This is a genomic window from Streptomyces liliifuscus (genome assembly GCF_016598615.1).
GTDB classification, from domain to species: Bacteria; Actinomycetota; Actinomycetes; order Streptomycetales; family Streptomycetaceae; genus Streptomyces; species Streptomyces liliifuscus.
Map to the genome: position 1 here is coordinate 9718514 of NZ_CP066831.1, position 19408 is coordinate 9737921.

Below are 19408 nucleotides of genomic sequence, written 5' to 3' on the forward strand. Positions count from 1 at the left end.
TGACATCAGCTGCTGCCGCAGCGGGCGACATGAGTCCCGTCCTCGCCGCTGTGCTCCAGATGCTTGCTCTGACAGCGGCACTGGCGCTCGCCTATCGCCCCCTCGGCGACTACATGGCCAAGGTCTACTCCTCGGACAAGCACCTTCGTGTCGAGAAGTGGATCTACAAGGGCATCGGCGCCAACCCGAACACGGAGATGCGCTGGCCCGCCTACCTGCGCGGTGTCCTCGCCTTCTCCGCGGTCAGTGTTCTGTTCCTGTACCTGCTGCAGCGCTTCCAGGGCAGCCTGCCCGGCTCGCTCGGCTTCTCCTCGATCGACCCGGACCAGGCGTTCAACACTGCCGCGTCGTTCGTCTCGAACACCAACTGGCAGTCGTACTACGGCGAGCAAGCCATGGGCCACGTCGTACAGACCGGCGGCCTGGCGGTGCAGAACTTCCTGTCCGCCGCGGTCGGTATCGCCGTGGCCGTCGCGCTCGTCCGCGGCTTCGCGCGCTCGCGCACCGGTGAACTCGGCAACTTCTGGTCCGACCTGGTCCGCGGCACCGTCCGCATCCTGCTGCCGATCTCGGTGATCGCCGCGATCGTGCTCGTCGCGTGCGGCGCGATCCAGAACTTCTCCGGCATCCACGAGGTCGGCCAGTTCACCGGCGGCACGCAGCAGTGGAACGGCGGCGCGGTCGCCTCCCAGGAGGCCATCAAGGAGCTGGGCACCAACGGCGGCGGCTACTTCAACGCCAACTCCGCCCACCCCTTCGAAAACCCCAACGCGTTCTCCAACCTCTTCGAGATCTTCCTGATCCTGCTGATCCCGTTCGCGCTCACCCGGACCTTCGGCCGGATGGTCGGCTCGCTCAGGCAGGGCTACGCGATCCTCGCCACGATGGTCACCATCTGGATCGGGTTCACGGCCCTGATGATGTGGACCGAGTTCGCCCACCACGGCCCGGCGTTCGATGTCGCGGGCGGTGCGATGGAGGGCAAGGAGACCCGCTTCGGCGTCGGTGCCTCCTCGATCTTCGCGGTGGCCACGACGCTGACCTCGACCGGTGCGGTCGACTCGTTCCACTCCTCGTTCACCGGCCTCGGCGGTGGTATCACCATGCTCGGCATGCAGCTGGGCGAGATCGCGCCCGGTGGTACCGGATCCGGCCTCTACGGCATGCTGATCATGGCGATCATCGCGGTGTTCATCGCCGGTCTCATGGTCGGCCGTACGCCCGAGTACCTGGGCAAGAAGATCGGCACCCGCGAGATCAAGTTCGCGGCCTGCTACATCCTCATCACCCCGGCGCTGGTGCTCGTCTTCACCGCCGCGGCGATGGCCCTGCCGACGCCCGGCAACTCGATGACCAACAGCGGCGCGCACGGGTTCTCCGAGATCCTTTACGCCTACACCTCGGCCTCGAACAACAACGGTTCGGCCTTCGCGGGTCTGAACGCCGACACGCAGTGGTTCAACAGCACGCTGGGTCTGGCGATGCTGCTAGGCCGCTTCCTGCCGATGGTGTTCGTGCTGGCGCTGGCCGGATCGCTCGCCGAGCAGAAGCCGGTGCCCGCGACCGCGGGCACGTTGCGCACCGAAAAGCCGCTGTTCACCGGGCTGTTGGTGGGCGCGATCCTGATCATCACCGGTCTGACCTACTTCCCGGCGCTCGCGCTGGGTCCGCTGGCCGAGGGGCTGGCGTCATGACCACCCGCACAGAGAAGCAAGAGGACACCGTGTCCACGACTACTCCCACCCGGGCGCCGCACAGCGATGTGCCGACCGGTCACAAGGACGAAGGACGCGTCGGCGCGGGTCTGTTCGACCCGAAGCAGCTGCTGAAGTCGCTGCCGGACGCCTGTCGCAAGCTCGACCCGCGGGTGATGGTCAAGTCCCCCGTGATGTTCGTGGTGCTGGTGGGCTCGGTCCTGACGACCGTGTTCTCCTTCAAGGACCCGGGCGACTGGTTCGGCTGGGCCATCAGCGCCTGGCTCTGGCTCACCGTCATCTTCGCCAACCTGGCGGAGGCGGTGGCCGAGGGCCGCGGCAAGGCGCAGGCCGACACCCTGCGCAAGGCCAAGACCGACACCGTCGCGCGCCGGCTGTCCAAGGACGGCGGCTCTGAGGAGCAGGTGCCCGGCACAGAACTGCGCGTCGGCGACCTGGTCGTCTGCGAGGCGGGCGACATCATCCCCGGCGACGGTGACGTCGTCGAGGGCGTGGCGTCCGTGGACGAGTCGGCCATCACCGGTGAGTCGGCCCCGGTCATCCGCGAGTCCGGCGGCGACCGGTCCGCGGTCACCGGCGGTACGAAGGTGCTGTCCGACCGCATCGTCATCAAGATCACGACGAAGCCGGGCGAGACCTTCATCGACCGCATGATCGCCCTGGTCGAGGGCGCGGCCCGGCAGAAGACGCCCAACGAGATCGCGCTGAACATCCTGCTCGCGTCCCTCACGATCGTCTTCCTGCTGGCCGTCGCCACGCTGCCGCCGTTCGCGGACTACGCGGGCACGCACCTCACCATGGTCGTGCTGGTGGCCCTCCTTGTCTGTCTGATCCCGACTACGATCGGCGCGCTGCTCTCCGCGATCGGCATCGCGGGCATGGACCGGCTGGTGCAGCGGAACGTACTCGCCATGTCTGGCAGGGCAGTTGAGGCGGCGGGCGACGTGTCGACCCTCCTCCTCGACAAGACCGGCACCATCACGCTCGGCAACCGGCAGGCCGCCGAGTTCGTGCCGGTGACCGGCACCGCCGACGCCGCCCTGGCCGACGCCGCCCAGCTCTCCTCGCTGGCCGACGAGACGCCCGAGGGCCGCTCCGTCGTCGTCCTGGCGAAGGAGAAGTACGGGCTGCGCGAGCGGAGCCGGGGCGAGCTGTCCGGCGCCGAGTGGATCGCCTTCACCGCCCAGACCCGGATGTCGGGCGTGGACGTCGACGGACGCAAGATCCGCAAGGGCGCGGCCGGTTCGGTCATGGCCTGGGTCCGGGAGCGCGGCGGCGAGGTGTCCGAGGACGCCGACACCCTGGCCAATCGGATCTCCGAGGCGGGCGGCACCCCACTGCTCGTGGCGATCGAGGACACCGAGGGCGCCCGGGTGCTGGGCGTCATCCACCTCAAGGACGTCGTCAAGGACGGCATGCGCGAGCGGTTCGACGAGCTGCGGCGCATGGGCATCAAGACCGTCATGATCACCGGTGACAACCCGCTGACCGCCAAGGCGATCGCGGACGAGGCCGGCGTCGACGACTTCCTCGCGGAGGCCACTCCCGAGGACAAGATGGCCCTCATCAAGCGGGAGCAGGCGGGCGGCAAACTCGTTGCGATGACAGGCGACGGCACGAACGACGCCCCCGCGCTGGCCCAGGCGGACGTCGGCGTGGCGATGAACACGGGTACGTCGGCCGCGAAGGAGGCCGGCAACATGGTCGACCTCGACTCCAACCCGACCAAGCTCATCGAGATCGTCGAGATCGGCAAGCAACTCCTCATCACCCGGGGCGCGTTGACGACGTTCTCCATCGCCAACGACGTCGCGAAGTACTTCGCGATCATCCCGGCGCTGTTCGCGGCGGTCTACCCGGGCCTGGACAAGCTCAACATCATGCAGCTGTCCTCGCCCGACTCCGCGATCCTGTCCGCGGTCATCTTCAACGCGCTGATCATCATCGCGCTCGTGCCGCTCGCACTGCGGGGCGTGCAGTACCGGCCGGTGAGCGCGGACAGGCTGCTGCGGCGCAATCTCGGGATCTACGGGCTGGGCGGGCTGATCGCGCCCTTCATCGGAATCAAGATCATCGACCTGATCATCTCCCTCATCCCCGGAATCGGCTGATCGGCTATGAACAACTCGGTATCCAACACTGCCCGGTTGCTCTGGGCCGGCCTGCGCGCGCTTCTCGTCCTGACGGTGGTGACGGGCATCATCTACCCGCTGGCCATCACCGGCGTGGCCCAGGGCCTCTTCAACGACAAGGCGAACGGCTCGGAGATCAAGGCGGACGGCAAGGTCGTCGGCTCCTCGCTCATCGGCCAGGCGTACAACCTGCCGCTGAAGAAGGGCCAGGAGACCCCGGAGCCCAACCTGAAGTGGTTCCAGGGCCGCCCGCAGAACGGCCTGGGCACCAACAGCGTCAACACCCAGTACAAGCTGATCCTGTCCGGCGCCACCAACCGCTCCGGTGACAACGGCGCGGTCGACGGTGCCTGCCCGAAGGACCCGGCGAAGGCGGAGGAAGCCACCCTCTGCCAGTGGGTCGTCGCCGCCAAGGACGCCGTCGTCAAGGACAACTCCGTGAACGGCTACACGGTCAAGAGCGTGCCGCCCGACGCGGTCACCTCCTCCGGCTCGGGCCTCGACCCGGACATCTCCCCGGCGTACGCCGACATCCAGGTCCACCGGGTCGCGGAGAAGAACGGGCTGTCCGTCGACCAGGTCCAGAAGCTGGTCGACGACCACACCGACGGCCGTGCGCTCGGCTTCATCGGAGAGCCCACGGTCAACGTCCTCCAACTCAACATCGCGCTCAAGGAACTCGTGGCGAAGAGCTGATGGCCTTACGCGCACCATGCGGGAGTTGGCGGTCGGGGCGACACCCCGTCTCGTCAACTCCCGTGGCCACAAAGCTTGTTCCGTACGACCTCGGCTCTCCGCGAGACAGGAAAGGCGTACACCGATGACCCGGGTACTGGTGGTGGAGGACGACCCTCAGCTCGTCCGGGCCCTCGTGATCAACCTTCAGGCCCGCAAGTACGGAGTGGACCCGGCACCCGACGGCGCCACCGCGCTCCGCCTCGCCGCCGCGCGTCAGCCCGATGTGGTCGTCCTCGACCTGGGCCTGCCGGACATGGACGGTGTGGACGTCATCAGGGCCCTGCGCGGCTGGACCCGCGTACCGATCCTGGTGCTGTCCGCGCGCCGGGCCTCCGACGAGAAGGTGGCGGCGCTCGACGCGGGCGCCGACGACTACGTCACCAAGCCGTTCAGCATGGACGAACTGCTGGCCAGACTGCGGGCCGCCGTCCGCCGGACCAAGACCGCACCGCTCGCCCAGGAAACCGCCATGGTCACGACGGACGACTTCACCATCGACCTGCTGGCCAAGAAGGCCACCCGGGCCGGACACGACATACGCCTCACGCCGACCGAATGGCATCTGCTGGAGATCCTGGTCACCAGCCCGGGGCGTCTCATCACACAGAAGCACCTGCTCCAGGAGGTGTGGGGCGTCTCCCAGAGCAACAAGACCAACTATCTGCGGGTCTACATGGCGCAACTGCGCCGCAAGTTGGAGACGGACCCCTCCCACCCCCGCTACCTCATCACGGAGCCGGGCATGGGCTACCGCTTCGAAGGCTGAAGCGCCGCCTCGGACACCCGCCGCCTGTACCCCGACACACCCGCCCCGGCACCCCAACACCCCCGCCCGTAGAGACGAAGAGACGAGAAGATGGCACGCGGCAAGCTTCGGATCTACCTCGGTGCGGCGCCGGGCGTCGGCAAGACGTACGCGATGCTCTCCGAGGCACACCGACGTGTCGAGCGGGGCACCGACTGCGTGGTCGCGTTCGTGGAGCACCACAACCGGCCGCGTACGGAGGTGATGCTGCACGGCCTTGAGCAGACACCCCGCAGGGAACTGGAGTACCGGGGCACGGTCTTCACCGAGATGGACGTGGACGCGGTGCTCACGCGGCACCCGCAGGTGGCCCTCGTCGACGAGCTGCCCCACACCAACATCCCCGGCTCGCGCAACACCAAGCGCTGGCAGGACGTCGAGGAACTCCTCGCCGCCGGCATCGACGTGATCACGACGGTCAACATCCAGCACCTGGAGTCGCTGGGCGACGTCGTCGAGTCCATCACCGGCGTACGGCAGCAGGAGACCGTCCCGGACGAGGTCGTGCGCCGGGCCGACCAGATCGAGCTGGTCGACATGTCTCCGCAGGCGCTGCGCCGCCGGATGGCGCACGGCAACATCTACAAGCCGGACAAGGTCGACGCGGCCCTGTCCAACTACTTCCGCCCCGGCAACCTGACCGCATTGCGCGAGCTGGCGCTGTTGTGGGTGGCGGACCGGGTCGACGAATACCTGACCGAGTACCGCAACGAGCACCGGGTCTCGAAGATCTGGGGCTCCCGCGAGCGGATCGTCGTCGGCCTGACCGGCGGACCCGAGGGCCGTACGCTGATCCGCCGCGCCGCCCGGCTGGCGGAGAAGGGCGCCGGCGGCGAGGTGCTGGCCGTCTACATCGCCCGCAGTGACGGCCTGACGTCCGCCTCCCCGAAGGAACTCGCCGTCCAGCGCACCCTCGTGGAGGACCTGGGCGGCACCTTCCACCACGTCATAGGCGAAGACATACCGACGGCCCTCCTGGACTTCGCGCGCGGGGTGAACGCCACCCAGATAGTCCTCGGAGTGTCCCGCCGCAAGGGATGGCAGTACGTCTTCGGACCGGGCGTCGGAGCCACGGTGGCCCGGGAGTCGGGGCCCGACCTCGACGTCCACCTGATCACCCACGACGAGGCGGGCAAGGGGCGCGGTCTGCCCGTCGCCCGCAGCGCGCGCCTCGGCCGGTCCCGGGTCATCTGGGGCTGGCTGGTCGGTGTGGTCGGCCCAGCCCTCCTCACGCTGCTGCTCACCGGCGTCACGCCCTCGGTCGGCCTGGCCAACGACATGCTGCTGTTCCTGACGCTCACGGTGGCCGCGGCCCTGCTCGGCGGCCTCTACCCGGCGCTGGCCTCGGCCGTGGTGGGCTCCCTGCTGCTGAACTGGTACTTCACCCCGCCCGTCCACACCCTGACGATCGCCGACCCCAAGAACATCGTCGCCATCGCCATCTTCGTGGGTGTCGCCGTGTCGGTCGCCTCCGTGGTGGACCTCGCGGCCCGGCGTACGCATCAGGCGGCCCGGCTGCGGGCCGAGTCGGAGATCCTCTCGGTCCTGGCCGGCAGCGTGCTGCGCGGGGAGACCAGCCTGGAGGCGCTGCTGGAGCGGGTCCGGGAGACGTTCGGCATGGAGTCCGTGGCCCTGCTGGAACGGGCCAGTGACGTCGAGCCGTGGACCTGCGCGGGCAGTGTGGGCCCGCGGCCCTGTCAGAGCCCCGAGAACGCGGACGTCGACATGCCGGTCGGCGACCACATGGCCCTCGCGCTGTCGGGGCGGATGCTGCCGGCGGAGGACCGGCGGGTGCTCGCCGCGTTCGCCGCGCAGGCCGCGGTGGTCCTGGACCGCCAGCGGCTCCAGTCCCAGGCCGACCAGTCACGCGCGCTGGCCGAGGGCAACCGCATCCGCACCGCCCTCCTCGCAGCCGTCAGCCATGATCTGCGCACCCCCCTCGCGGGCATCAAGGCCGCGGTCTCCTCGCTCCGTTCGGAGGACGTGGCCTGGTCCGAGGAGGACCAGGCGGAACTGCTCGAAGGCATCGAGGAGGGCGCGGACCGCCTGGACAACCTCGTGGGCAATCTGCTGGACATGTCCCGGCTCCAGACCGGCACGGTCACGCCGCTGATCCGCGAGATCGACCTCGACGAGGTCGTCCCGATGGCGCTCGGCGGAGTCCCCGAGGACAGCGTGGAACTGGACATCCCCGAGACGCTGCCCATGGTCGCCGTCGACCCCGGCCTGCTGGAGCGGTCGGTCGCCAACCTCGTCGAGAACGCGGTGAAGTACAGCCCCGCCGAGGAGCGGGTCCTGGTGTCGGCGAGCGCCATGGCCGATCGCGTCGAGGTCCGGGTGGTGGACCGCGGCCCGGGCGTTCCGGACACGGCCAAGGACCGCATCTTCGAGCCCTTCCAGCGGTACGGAGACGCCCCGCGCGGCGCCGGAGTGGGCCTCGGTCTCGCGGTCGCCCGGGGCTTCGCCGAGGCGATGCGCGGCACCCTCACCGCCGAGGACACCCCCGGCGGCGGCCTCACCATGGTCCTCACCCTCCCGGCAGCGTCCGGCGCCCACCCGGTCCGCCCGGACCTCCCGGCGACCGCCACGTCCTAGTGCTCCGGTCGGGGGCACCGATCCCTTTGCACAGCGCACCCCAGAACGAGTGTGACGACTGCCACACGCCGAAGTTCGAACTTCGGCGTCCGCCGCGCATCTAGTCGGCGTCCGGCCATCGAGTGGCCGCGGGACGCCACTCCTCCGCGGCCATCCACTTCATTCCACCAAGGAACGTTCAATGGGTTATCTGCGCGGATTCATCCCCTGGATCGTCTCCGGCGTCGTGTCGTCCTTCGGCTGGCTGGCCGCCACGGTCTGGGGGACCCTGGCGATCCGCCGCCCCTTCACCCTGGGCATCGCCCGGCGCCGGACACCCCGCGAGTACTGGGACATGCCGGAGTTCATCCGGGTCAACAACCACATCACCACCGCCTGGGGCGCAGGCTTCACCTTCATCGCGGTCGGCCTGGCCGTGTGCCGTGCGGTCGACGCCCCGGCCTGGGTCGGTATCGCCGCCCATGTCGCCGGCCTCGTCGGACCCGCCGTCTTCACGAAGGTCCATCCCGCCCGGGCCCAGGCACGGTTGCCGGCCCAGGCGCCGGTCGGATCGTGACCGGAGGAACCGGGCCGGCGAGGCCCGGGCCGCTCAACGACCCTTCGGCGCAACGGCCTTCACCGGAAGGCCGTCGGTGCACCGCCGCGGACACGAACCAGGACGCGGCCCGCGTCACCACGAGGAGAGCGCGATGACCGACCGGACAGCTCTTCCCCTGTACCTCCGGGGCCGCTTCGCCCCGGTCCCCGAGGAACACAGCACGGCCGATCTCACCGTTCGGGGCTCCCTGCCGACCGACCTGGACGGCCGCTATCTGCGCAACGGCCCCAACCCGATGCCCGGCCAGGACAACGGGCACTGGTTCACCGGTCACGGCATGCTCCACGGCATCCGGCTGCGGGGCGGACGCGCCGAGTGGTACCGCAACCGGTGGATCCGTACACGGAAGCTGGAGGGACATCCGTTCATCCGCGGCAACGCCACCATCGACCTCACCGTGACGCCCGCCAACACCCACGTGATCCGGCACGCCGACACAGTGCTGGCGCTGTGCGAGGTGGGCCTGCCCTACTGGGTCTCTCCCTCACTGGAGACCGTCGGACCGTACGACTTCGGCGGGCGGCTGACCACCGCGATGACCGCCCACCCCAAGGAGGACCCGGTCACCGGCGAACTGCACCTGTTCGGGACCGGTTGCGCCCCGCCCCACCTCACCTACCACCGGGTCACCGCGGAGGGGATGTTGCTCGACAGCCGGCGGATCGACGTGCCGGGCCCGACGATGATGCACGACTTCGCCATCACCGAGCACCACGTCCTGTGGATGGATCTGCCCGTCGTCTTCGACCCCGCCTTCGCCGGGCGCGGCGGCATGCCCTACCAGTGGGACGAGGGGTACGGCGCGCGGCTCGGGGTCATGTCCCGCACACCCGGCAGCACGGACGTGAGGTGGTACGACGTCGACCCCTGCTACGTCTTCCACGTCGGCAACGCCTACGAGGACCCGCGGGGGCGCATCGTGCTGGACGCGGTGCGCTACGACCACGCCGGCTTCCGGGACGCCTGGACGGACCTCGGCGGACCCGCGGGCCCCGGTGGTCCGGCGGGTGCGATGGAGCCGGGCCGTTCCCAGTCCCTCGCCGTGCTGCACCGCTGGACACTGGACCCGGCCACCGGCCACGTCACCGAATCCCAACTGGACGACCGCGCGGCCGAGTTCCCCACGCACAACCAGACCCTCACCGGACGCCCGAACCGATACCTGTACACCGTCTCCGGTCACGGCATCGCCAAGCACGACCTGACCCGCCACACGAGTCACGCCTACGAAACGCCCGGCAGCCGTCACGCCGGGGAGGCGGTCTTCGTACCGGCGGCGGACGGCGGGGGCGAGGACGAGGGCTGGCTCCTGTCGCTCGTCTCGAACGACGACGGCCTGGCGGGGGAACTGCTCGTCCTCGACGCCACGGACCTCTCCGTCCAGGCCGTGGTGGAACTGCCGTACCCCGTCCCGGTCGGCTTCCACGGAAGCTGGCTGCCGGACCTCGAAATTTTGCCCAAGTCCCACCCCGCGCACAGTGCCGAGTGGGAAAAATGGGACCCCGTCGCCCAGGCACCACACGGATCGTGATTCGTCCGCACGGAGGCGTTCAGCTCATGTTGCCCCTCAACCCGCCCACGGATGAGGAACTCACACGCAGGGCCCAGGCCGGCGAGACCGGAGCCCTGGGACTCCTGCTGGCCCGCCACCAGGCGCCGATGCGCGCGGTAGCGCTGAGCGTGCTCGGCTACGGCCCCGACGCGGAGGACGCGGTCCAGGACGCCGCGCTGACCGCGCTGCGGCGCATCGGCGACGTACGGGATCCGGCGGCCGTGGGAGCGTGGCTGCGCGCGATCGTGCGCAACGCCTCCCGCACCCGCCTGCGTGACACCAGGGAGACTCCCGGCCTGGACGGGCTCGATCAGCTGAGGCTTCGCGACCAGGAGACCTCGCACCAGGAGCAACTCATCGAGCAGCACGCGATGCGGGACTGGATCTGGGACGCGGTGGACGAACTGCCGCCGAAACTCCGGCTGGTGCTGATGCTGCGGCACTTCAGCGGCGTCACCTCCTACCAGGAGATCGCCGATGTCTGCGAGGTACCGGTCGGCACGGTGCGCAGCCGGCTCAACCAGGCCAGGGGGAAAATGGCCCAGGTGCTGCTGTCGACCGCCGCTCAGACGCACGACGACGCCGCCGCGCTCACCGAGGACAGCCGGCACGAGGCCGTGGAGACCCTGCAGGCTTCCGAACGCGGCCAACTGCCCCAGGAGATCTCCGATTTGTGGCCGGTGGAGAGTGAACTGGTCGGCCCGCTCAGCCGGCCGGGAGAACGCACCCATCCCGTCCCCGTCATGCGCCAGACCCTGGAGTTCGGGGTGCGCCAGACCCTGCGCCATGTGGTCGCCAGCCGGGACATCACCATCTGGGAGATGGACGTCACCCACCACGTCACCGACCACCGCGCCGACCACATCTGCCCGCCGACCCTCGCCTGGCTCATGTTCCGCCAGAACAGAAGGGTTCAGAAACTGCGGCTGATCTTCCCCGCGTCGGTTTCGACGGGCCCGGCCGGGTTTCCGGAACCTGCATGAGGCGTCGGTTATGAGGCGTCGGTCATGAGGTGGCGGTGCCCGGGCCGAGAAGGGAGCCCGCCGTCGCCGAAAGGCCGCGAGGGCTGACGCCGGACAGATCGTGGGCGGTCATGCTGTTGCGGTCGGCGACCGCGCGGCCCAGGGCGTGGTGCGGCCACAGACCCCCAGCCACCCGACGGCTGCGCTCGCCCCATTCACGGGCCGGGGCGCCGCTGGTCTTGTAGTGGTTGAGGGCGTAGCCGCCGGAGTGGATCCGGAGCAGGCAGAAGCCGCCCGGATAGTCCTTGGCCGCGCTGACCTCCTGCAGCGTGACGTGCGGCGCCTGCGGCAGGACGGTTCGCTTGTTGCGGTGGGTGTGGCCCGCGTGGTGGAGGAAGACTCCGGGCGCGGAGGCGTAGGCGTCGAGGATGGAGCGGGCCTGGCGGCGGCCGAGACGCTGCCCACCGCTCACGGGGAAGAGGGAGTCCCGCACGGTCAGCGGATGGTGGCCGAACACGACGGTGGGCTGGTCGCCACGCTCCTTCAACCGGGCCCGGAACCAGGACAGTTGCTCGTCACCGAGCCCGCCCGCGTCGGCGCCGTTGCCGTCCTTCTCGTACGTGTCGAGCCCGATGATCCGCAACCCGCCCAGGTCACGGGCGAAGTACGCGGGCCCCGCGCCGCCGAGGAACCCTTCGCGGAAGGCGTCGCCCGCCTCGCGGTGACGGGGCCGGTCGTGGTTTCCGCGTACGACGAAGTAGTCCTGTCCGTGGCTGCCGAAGCCGTCCAGGATCCGCTTCGCCTCCGCAAGGTCACGCGGCGCGCCGCCGGCCGAGATGTCCCCCGCGGCCAGCAGCAGATCCGCCCCGCGCCGCTGGGCCTCCTCGACCAGGGCCCGGCTCATGATCTCCGGATACGGCGCCAGACCCGGCTCCTGTGCCACGCCACGCAGCAGGGGCAGGCCGGCCATCAGACCGGCGGTGGTCTCGCCGATGTGGAAGTCGTTGCAGAGCGCTATCGACAGCAGATGCCGCCCCGGCGGGGGCTGAGGCGTGGTGAATGAGTACGGGCCACGGCTCGAACCGAGCCCGTAGCGGTTGGTGCCGACGGCGTTGCCGCGGATGAGGTGCAGCGGCGTGGGCGTGGCCGCCTTGCCCCGCGAGCGGGCCTGGTAGTAGTACGTCTGCCCCGGCTCCAGGTCCGTCAGCTCGACATGGTGGTGCGCCGTGGGCCGGTCCTCCGACGCGGTGCGGTCCAGCCGGGAGGGGTGTGTGCCGTACACGACCTCACCCTCCGTGACGGCGGGGAGCATGTGGCCGAGCCCGTCGTTGGTGCCGGGCACGCCCGTGTACCAGGTGATGATGGCGCGGTCCTCGGTCAGCGTGACCAGTTCCAGATGGACGGCAGCCAGGCTGTCGGGGTGGTGGCCGTGGCTCTTGCGTCCGGACCCGTGGAAGGCCCCGGCGGCGGCCCGCAGCAGCGTGGGGGCGAGGAGGGCGCCGGATCGTAGGACTTCACAGGGAGAGGGCAGGGCCGACATGGCCGCGAGGGGAGCGGAGAAGCAGCAGCGCATGACTGAGTATGTGCCCGCGCCCGGTGAACGCCAGTGGTGATCCCGAATGCGGCGCCCTGTATGGAATGCGACATCACCGCATGATCAGGGGCATACTTGATCTTTCTCCGTGGTTTCGCACTCTCGTCGACAGGCCCAACAGGGTTGTGCCGCAAGGGATTTGACGGGAGTCTGATGCCGCGTCAGTGACGCCGAGTCGAAGCGGCGTCCCGGCGGGCGGGTCGCCTGTTCCGGCCGGACGTGTTCTTCGCCACCTCCGGCGCAAAGAGGCGTTTCCGGGGCCGAGTCCCTCGCCTTGGTCACGCTCTGCTCTCGTGTCATTCCTCAGGGTCAATATGCCGCCAGGGGCTGTTGATCGTCCGGACCCCTGCACGGAGGGGCACATCAACCGCGTACCGTGGAGCCATCACGACCGGAGGTCACGCACATGTCCGCGCTACCGCACGAGCCGAGCCCGCAGGCCGATTCGGATCTGTACCAGCTTGAGGATCCCTACCAGCTTGAATTCGCCGAGGGCCCCCAGACGCTCGCCGAGTTGCGTGCCGCGCTCGAGGTGATGAACCCCGATGTGCTGACCGCTTTCAACGCCCGGCTCGATTCCGCGAGGTTCGGTGCGGAGCAGGCCGAGGTCATCGCCAAGGCCCGCCGCGCCGTGGCGTTCTCGAAGCGTGCCGAGGAGGAGGCCGCCGCGGCGCTCGCCGCGGACGAGGCCGCCGGGGAGCCGCCGGTCGAGGATCTCTGGTCTCACCTGGACGTGCGCGACAGCGCCTCGTGACGTCCCGGCCGCCTGGGTAAACTGGCGGACACGCAGAGTCTTCAGGAGGAGCCGGGATGCCGCCGCACAGCCCTTCAGCGGCCGGTGTCCCCGACGAGGGCGACGAGCGGAGTGTGCCGCCCGTCCGGCAGGCCCTGTCGGACAGCGTCTACGAACGCATCAAGGCGATGGTCATGGACCACGAGATCGCCCCCGGCGCACGCGTGGGCATCGAGTCGCTGGCCCGAGCGCTCAAGGTCTCGCCTACCCCCGTCCGGGAGGCGCTGGCCCGGTTGGAGTCCGACGGCCTGGTGGTGAAGCGCGCGCTCTCCGGATATCGGGCCACGGAGTTGCTGACCCGTCAGGGCCTTGAGGAACTCTTCGAAATGCGCCTGCTGCTGGAGCCCAGGGCGGCCGCTCTGGCTGCCGCGAACGCCACTGAGGCACAACTCGACGGCCTGGAGCGGATCGTCGAGGAGATGCAGGTCCAACCGAGCCCGAACGGACGGTACGCGTCCTACCGCGACTTCGCCGCCCTCGACCAGCGCTTCCACGAGGCGATCGGACAGGCCGCACACCGGCCGCTGCTGGCGGACGCGGTGGAGCGGCTCCACGCGCACCTGCACATCTTCCGGCTCAGCAAGGTCGTCGGCGCGGGCGGCCCGACCGTCGCGGAGCACGAACGGATCGTACGCGCGGTTCTGCGCCGCAATCCCGAGCGCGCGGCCGAGGCGATGACGGAACATCTCACGCGCAGCATGGAACGTCAGCACGACGACGGCGACGGGCCCGCTCCCGCGTCCTCGATCCGGTAGACGCGCCGCCGCCTGACTCCGTCACTCCATGAGGAACACCTGTTCCGCCGTTGCCCACCACTCTCCGGCGGCCGCCTCCGTCACCGGTACCTGACAGGGGCCGGTGAGTCGCCACCACCGCTGCGTGGCCTCGTCCGCGGCCATCAGGGCCAGGTCCGCCTCGAGATCGTCGCCGTGATACTCGAAGTAGCCGAACAGCCGGTCGCCCAGCAGATGGATCGAGTAGTTGGAGATGTGACTGCGCCGGATCCGATCGAGCACCGCTGGGGGTACGTCGCGGTGCAACTCCCGGTACTCGTGGAGTTTTTCCGGCCGTACCGCGATGATCTGCGCCACGCGTCTCATCCGCTCACCGCCTTCGCGTCGGCCGTATCGGCCGTATCGGCCGCATCGGCCGCATCGGCGGTGGGCTCCGCCCGGTCGTGGATCAGGCGGATGACGCGGCCGCTCATGCGGTCGTAGTCGCGGTCGTTGTCGACCTCGCCGCGGACGCGATGGTCGGTCATGACGACGATCCGGTCGGCGAGGGTGACCATCTCGGCGAGGTCGCTGCTGATCAGCAGGATGGGCAGGCCGTCGCGCGCCAGGTCCCAGATCAGTTCGTGGAAGGCGTGCTTGGTGCGGACGTCGACGCCCACCGTCGGTTCGTCGACGACGAGCAGCCGGGTGTCGGCGGCGAGCCACTTGGCGAGGCTGACCTTCTGCTGGTTCCCGCCCGAGAGTTCACCGGCGTTCTGCCCGAGCCCCGCGATGCGGATGCCGAGCCGCTCGACGAGATCCTGGGCCACGTCACGCTCCTCGCGTGCCGAGACGAACCCGAGGGCTCTGGCCAGCCTCCTCCACACCGTCACCGTGATGTTGCGGACGATGGGCTGCTCCAGGAAGACGCCCTCCTCCTTGCGGTTCTCGGTGACGTAGCCGATGCCGAACTCGTGCAGGGCTTGACGGGGCGAGGTGATCCGGGCCGGCCTGCCGTGCACCCGGACCTCGCCGCCCGTGATGCGGTCCAGGCCGAGCACCGCCTTGACCAGTTCGCTCCGCCCGGCGCCGACCAGCCCGTACAGGCCCACGATCTCCCCGGGCCGCACCTCCAGGCTGATGTCACGGTGCCCGCCGGCCGTGGAGACCGCGTCCAGCGCGAGCACCGGTGCGGCGGACCGGTCGACCGTGCGCGGGCGCATCTCGGTCGCCGCGTGGGCGCGGCCCACCATGAGGCCGACGATGTCGTCGTGGGTGTGGTCGGCGAGCGGCGCGGACTCCAGCACCGACTTCCCGTCGCGCAGCACGGTGACGGTGTCGCAGACGGCGAACACCTCCTCCAGCTTGTGGCTGACGAAGACGACGCAGGCGCCGCGGGCGGCCAGCCGCCGGATCACCTCGAACAGCCGCTCCGTCTCCTGCGGGGAGAGGGACGCGGTGGGTTCGTCGAGGAGCAGCACCCGGCTCTCGGTGTGGAGGGCCTTGGCCGTCTCCACCAACTGCTGCTGTGCGACGGACAGTTCACGTACCGGCTGATGCGGGTCGAGGTCGACACCGAGCTCCGCGAGACACGCCAGGGCCGGTTCGGTCATGGCCTCGCGGTCGACCAGTCCCCGGTGCGAGGGGGGCTTCTGCAGGGTGATGTTCTCCGCCACCGAGAAGCCCGGGATCAGGTTGCGCTCCTGGTGGACGACACCGATGCCGGTGCGGGTCGCCTCCAACGGCGAGCGCAGGTGGACCGGTTCGCCGCACCAGGTGAGCCGGCCGCCGTCGGGGGAGTGCACCCCGGTGAGGACCTTGATCAGGGTGGACTTGCCCGCGCCGTTCTCGCCGAGGAGCGCGTGCACGCTGCCGGCGGTCAGCCGCAGCCCGACACCGTCCAGCGCCCGCACACCGGGGAAGACCTTGATCAGGTCGTGGCATTCGAGAAGGACCGTACTCAACGGGCACCTCCCGGCTGCGGCAGGACGGCGGGCGGCCGCTTACCCGCCTCCGCCGGCGGTGGTGCCGTGCCACCCGTCCTCCCCAGGCGACTCTGGTGCAGGCGGCCACCGGCGACCGTACCCAGGACGACCAGGCCGATCAGGAGGTTCACCCAGCTCGGGTCCAGCGAGAACTGCGCTCGCGCCGCGTCGATCAGCCGTGTCACGAAGGCGGCGAGGACGGTCCCGAACACGGCGATCGAACCGCCGGTGAGCGCCACGCCCCCGATGATGGGCGCGGCGAAGCTCGGCAGCAGCCAGTCGCCGCCGACGCTCCGGTTGACGCCGGGCAGCGAGGCCGTGGCCGTCACGGCGGCCACGCCGATCAGCAGCCCGGACAGTGTGTGCGCGGCCACGATCTGCCGGTCGGTGGAGATACCGGACAGTCGGGCGGCCAGTGGGTTGCCGCCCGCGGCGAGGAGCCGCCTGCCCGCGACCGTGCGGTACATGAAGGCGGCCAGCAGAGCCGCCGCGACGAGCGCGGTGACGAAGACGAGAGGGATGTTGAGCGGCGCCGCCGTGCCGAGGTCGCGCAGCGCGGGGGAGTAGCCGTCGACGGTACGGGTGCCGGTGAGCCGGTACTGCGCTCCCAGGAGGATCGTCATGGTGGCGAGCGTGACGATGAACCCGTTGATCTGTGTGGCCACGATGACGACGCCGGTCACCAGGCCGACGGTCGTGGCCGTCAACAGGCCCACGATCACGGCGACCGCGGCCGGCACCCCGTGGTCGGCCATGAGAACGCCCGTCAGACAGGCGGTGAAGCCGCCCAGGGCGCCGACGGCGAGATTGAGCTGCCCCACGCACAGCGCCACCATCTGCGCCAGGCCGATGAGGATGGGGGTGGCCAGGTACTGGAGGAAGACGCGCACCGAGGGGCCCTCGAAGAAGGCGCCCGACGAGGCCACACCCAGTGCCACGTATCCCGCCACGACCACGCACAGCAGCATCGCCGTCGTGGAACGGGAGAACCGGCGCAGGGCCGGCGCGGTCCGGCTCCACTGCTCGCGGATCGCGCCCGGGCGGCTCATGTCATTCATGCGGCTCATGTGGAGCGCACCACCTTGCGATAGGACACCACGGTGCGGATCCGGTCGGCAGACAGGGCCAGCAGGAGGACACAGCCGAGGTAGATGTTCAGGCTTTCCAGGCCGACGCCGAGCAGGTCGAGGCCCTTGCGGATCACGCCGACCAGGGCGGTGCCGAGCAGCGTGCCCAGCACGGACACCACCCCGCCGGTGAGCAGGGTGCCGCCGAGCACCGCTCCCAGGAAGGAGGGCAGCATGAAGTCGTTGCCGATGGAGGCGCGGAACGTTCCCGTGCCCGCGGCGGCCATGAATCCGGCGAGCGCGGCGAGCAGTCCGGAGAGCGTGTGCGCGAGCAGGACCCGGCGCCCGGTGGGGATGCCGGACAGCTCCGCGGCCGCCGGGTTCGCACCGGTGAGCAGCAGTTCCCTGCCGATGCGTGTGCACCCGTACAGAAAACCGAGGCCGACCATGGCGAGCACGGTGAACTGCGCGATCTGCGGTACGGCGGGCGAGCCGCAGATGGGGCCCGCGCAGATGTCGGCGAGCGAGTAGGACCGCAGTTCGTCGATGCCGGACGGCCGGGTGGTGAAGGCGGCGTCCTCGGTGAGCGCCGAGTACAGCAGGGACACCAGCCCCAGCAGGGCGAAGTCCATCGCCAGCGTGACGACGAAGGAACTCACGCCGGTACGGGCGATGAGCCAGCCGGTGACCGCGCCGATGGCGGCACCGGCGGCCAGGCACAGCAGCAGCCCGGCAGGCATCGGCAGACCGAGCCGGTCGTACCCGAGGCCCGCGAACATGGCCCCGAAGGCCGCCATCCGCCCGACCGCGAGATTCATGTGCCCCACGGACAGGGCCACCATCTGCGCGAGCGCCACCACGGTCAGCGTGGCGACGTCCCGCAGGAGCGGAAAGAGCACCAGGCGCTGATCCAGGAACGCCGGCCGCAGCACCCCGAACAGGACACTCAGCGCGATGACCAGCACCAGCAGGCCGAGCCGCTGGTTGACCCAGAACGGCATGCGATGACCTGCCGCCTTCTCCTCCGGGACGGTGTCCGGCGGGCTGATGGAGGTCGTCATGCCACCCTCCGGTCGTCGAGCGCGTCCAGGTCCCAGTCGATGCCGATGCCCGGCACGTCCGGGGCCACGGCCATGCCGTCGCGGACGGTCAACTCGGTCCGGGTCACGGCCCGCAGCTGCGGGATGTACTCGACGTACCGTCCGTTGGGCACCGCGGCAGCGAGGCTGACGTGCAGTTCCATCAGGAAGTGCGGGCAGACCATGACGTTGTGGCTCTCGGCCAGGTGCGCGACCTTCAACCACGGTGTGATGCCACCGATCCGGGCGGCGTCGACCTGCACGACGGAGGCGGCGCCGGCCTCCAGATAGCCGCGGAACTGCATGAGCGAGTACATGGACTCCCCGACTGCCAGGGGAATCCGCGTCGCGCCCGCGAGACGGACGTGCCCGCTGATGTCGTCCGCGGGCAGCGGTTCCTCCAGCCAGTACGGGTCGTACGGCTCCAGCGCGGACGCCAGCCGCAGGACGGAGGACGCCGTCTGGGACTGGTTGGCGTCGGTCATGATGTGCAGCGAGGGGCCCACGGCCTCGCGCACCGCGCGCAGCCGTTCCGCGTCCTCGGCGGGATGCGGACGGCCCACCTTGATCTTCACGCCCGCCCACCCCGCCTCCTGGGCCCGCAGGGCGCCCTTCACCAACTCCTCGGCGCTCAGGTGCAGCCAGCCACCCTCGGTGTCGTAGACCGGCACCTCCTGACGGTGTCCGCCGGCCAGCCGCCACAGCGGCTCGCCCGCCCGCTTGCACCGCACGTCCCACAGCGCGGTGTCCACGGCGGCGAGGGCGAGCGAGGTGATGGCTCCGGTGGTGGTCGCCCGGGTCAGGGCGAACAGCCGCTGCCACAGGGCCTCGACGTTGCGGGCGTCCTGTCCGACGAGGGCGGGCAGCAGATGGTCGCGCAGCAGGGCCAGTACGGAGGTGCCGCCGGTGCCGATCGTGTAGGTGTAGCCGGTTCCCGCGACGCCGTCCGCCGTCTCCAGGTCGACCAGGACCGTCTCCTGTTTGACGAAGGACTGCACCGCGTCGGTACGGTCCTGCTCGACGGCTATGTCGGCCAGCCGGGCGGTCGCGGTCGTGATGATGCTCATCCAGCGAATCCGA

16 protein-coding genes are annotated in these 19408 nt (G+C 70.0%); 10 read left to right on the forward strand and 6 right to left on the reverse strand.

Annotated features, from left to right (window positions below):
- Positions 1-29: 29 nt before the first annotated feature.
- The 8 genes from kdpA (at position 30) to JEQ17_RS42420 (ending at position 11118) form a co-directional block, all read left to right on the forward strand.
- A complete protein-coding gene (gene kdpA, locus JEQ17_RS42385) occupies positions 30-1694 on the forward strand; it encodes a potassium-transporting ATPase subunit KdpA (RefSeq protein WP_200402005.1) in 1665 nt (554 codons plus the stop codon).
- The gene (kdpB, locus tag JEQ17_RS42390) at positions 1691-3826 is read left to right on the forward strand and encodes a potassium-transporting ATPase subunit KdpB (protein ID WP_200400216.1); all 2136 of its coding nucleotides are present in this window, start codon (positions 1691-1693) and stop codon (positions 3824-3826) included. The genes kdpA and kdpB overlap by 4 nt, the downstream gene beginning before the upstream one ends.
- Before the next feature lie 6 nt (positions 3827-3832).
- Positions 3833-4543, forward strand: a complete 711-nt coding sequence (locus JEQ17_RS42395) for a potassium-transporting ATPase subunit C (RefSeq protein ID WP_200400217.1) — start codon at positions 3833-3835, stop codon at positions 4541-4543.
- 124 nt (positions 4544-4667) lie between these two features.
- Complete coding sequence (locus JEQ17_RS42400; RefSeq protein ID WP_200400218.1) at positions 4668-5351, forward strand: response regulator; 684 nt, start codon at positions 4668-4670, stop codon at positions 5349-5351.
- A gap of 90 nt (positions 5352-5441) precedes the next feature.
- Entirely contained in the window at positions 5442-7985 is a 2544-nt protein-coding gene (locus JEQ17_RS42405) for a sensor histidine kinase (RefSeq protein WP_200400219.1), read from the forward strand.
- Positions 7986-8166: 181 nt separating this feature from the next.
- The gene (locus JEQ17_RS42410) at positions 8167-8541 is read left to right on the forward strand and encodes a hypothetical protein (RefSeq protein ID WP_200400220.1); all 375 of its coding nucleotides are present in this window, start codon (positions 8167-8169) and stop codon (positions 8539-8541) included.
- 133 nt (positions 8542-8674) lie between these two features.
- Entirely contained in the window at positions 8675-10114 is a 1440-nt protein-coding gene (locus JEQ17_RS42415; protein WP_200400221.1) for a carotenoid oxygenase family protein, read from the forward strand.
- A gap of 26 nt (positions 10115-10140) precedes the next feature.
- Positions 10141-11118 (forward strand): RNA polymerase sigma factor, encoded by a 978-nt coding sequence (locus JEQ17_RS42420; RefSeq protein WP_200400222.1) that lies wholly within the window; start codon positions 10141-10143, stop codon positions 11116-11118.
- A 22-nt stretch (positions 11119-11140) separates the two neighbouring features.
- Here JEQ17_RS42420 and JEQ17_RS42425 read toward each other — a convergent pair whose 3' ends face one another.
- Positions 11141-12670: a purple acid phosphatase family protein gene (locus tag JEQ17_RS42425; RefSeq protein WP_200400223.1), complete on the reverse strand. Its 1530-nt coding sequence runs from the start codon at positions 12668-12670 to the stop codon at positions 11141-11143.
- A gap of 427 nt (positions 12671-13097) precedes the next feature.
- Here JEQ17_RS42425 and JEQ17_RS42430 point away from each other — a divergent pair, with 427 nt between their 5' ends.
- Entirely contained in the window at positions 13098-13445 is a 348-nt protein-coding gene (locus JEQ17_RS42430) for a hypothetical protein (protein ID WP_200400224.1), read from the forward strand.
- Between the two features lie 56 nt (positions 13446-13501).
- Positions 13502-14239 (forward strand): GntR family transcriptional regulator, encoded by a 738-nt coding sequence (locus JEQ17_RS42435; RefSeq protein ID WP_200400225.1) that lies wholly within the window; start codon positions 13502-13504, stop codon positions 14237-14239.
- A 21-nt stretch (positions 14240-14260) separates the two neighbouring features.
- Here the strand turns inward: JEQ17_RS42435 and JEQ17_RS42440 are convergent, their stop codons facing one another.
- Genes JEQ17_RS42440 through JEQ17_RS42460 form a run of 5 tightly spaced genes read right to left on the reverse strand, consistent with a single transcriptional unit; the run spans position 14261 to position 19395 of the window.
- Entirely contained in the window at positions 14261-14584 is a 324-nt protein-coding gene (locus JEQ17_RS42440; RefSeq protein WP_200400226.1) for an L-rhamnose mutarotase, read from the reverse strand.
- Positions 14581-16161, reverse strand: a complete 1581-nt coding sequence (locus tag JEQ17_RS42445) for a sugar ABC transporter ATP-binding protein (protein ID WP_200400227.1) — start codon at positions 16159-16161, stop codon at positions 14581-14583. The genes JEQ17_RS42440 and JEQ17_RS42445 overlap by 4 nt, the downstream gene beginning before the upstream one ends.
- A complete protein-coding gene (locus JEQ17_RS42450) occupies positions 16158-17240 on the reverse strand; it encodes an ABC transporter permease (RefSeq protein ID WP_234048830.1) in 1083 nt (360 codons plus the stop codon). The genes JEQ17_RS42445 and JEQ17_RS42450 overlap by 4 nt, the downstream gene beginning before the upstream one ends.
- Before the next feature lie 5 nt (positions 17241-17245).
- Positions 17246-18310, reverse strand: coding sequence for an ABC transporter permease (locus tag JEQ17_RS42455; protein WP_200400228.1), 1065 nt, complete (start codon positions 18308-18310; stop codon positions 17246-17248).
- The gene (locus JEQ17_RS42460; RefSeq protein WP_200400229.1) at positions 18307-19395 is read right to left on the reverse strand and encodes a mandelate racemase/muconate lactonizing enzyme family protein; all 1089 of its coding nucleotides are present in this window, start codon (positions 19393-19395) and stop codon (positions 18307-18309) included. The genes JEQ17_RS42455 and JEQ17_RS42460 overlap by 4 nt, the downstream gene beginning before the upstream one ends.
- Between the last annotated feature and the right edge of the window lie 13 nt (positions 19396-19408).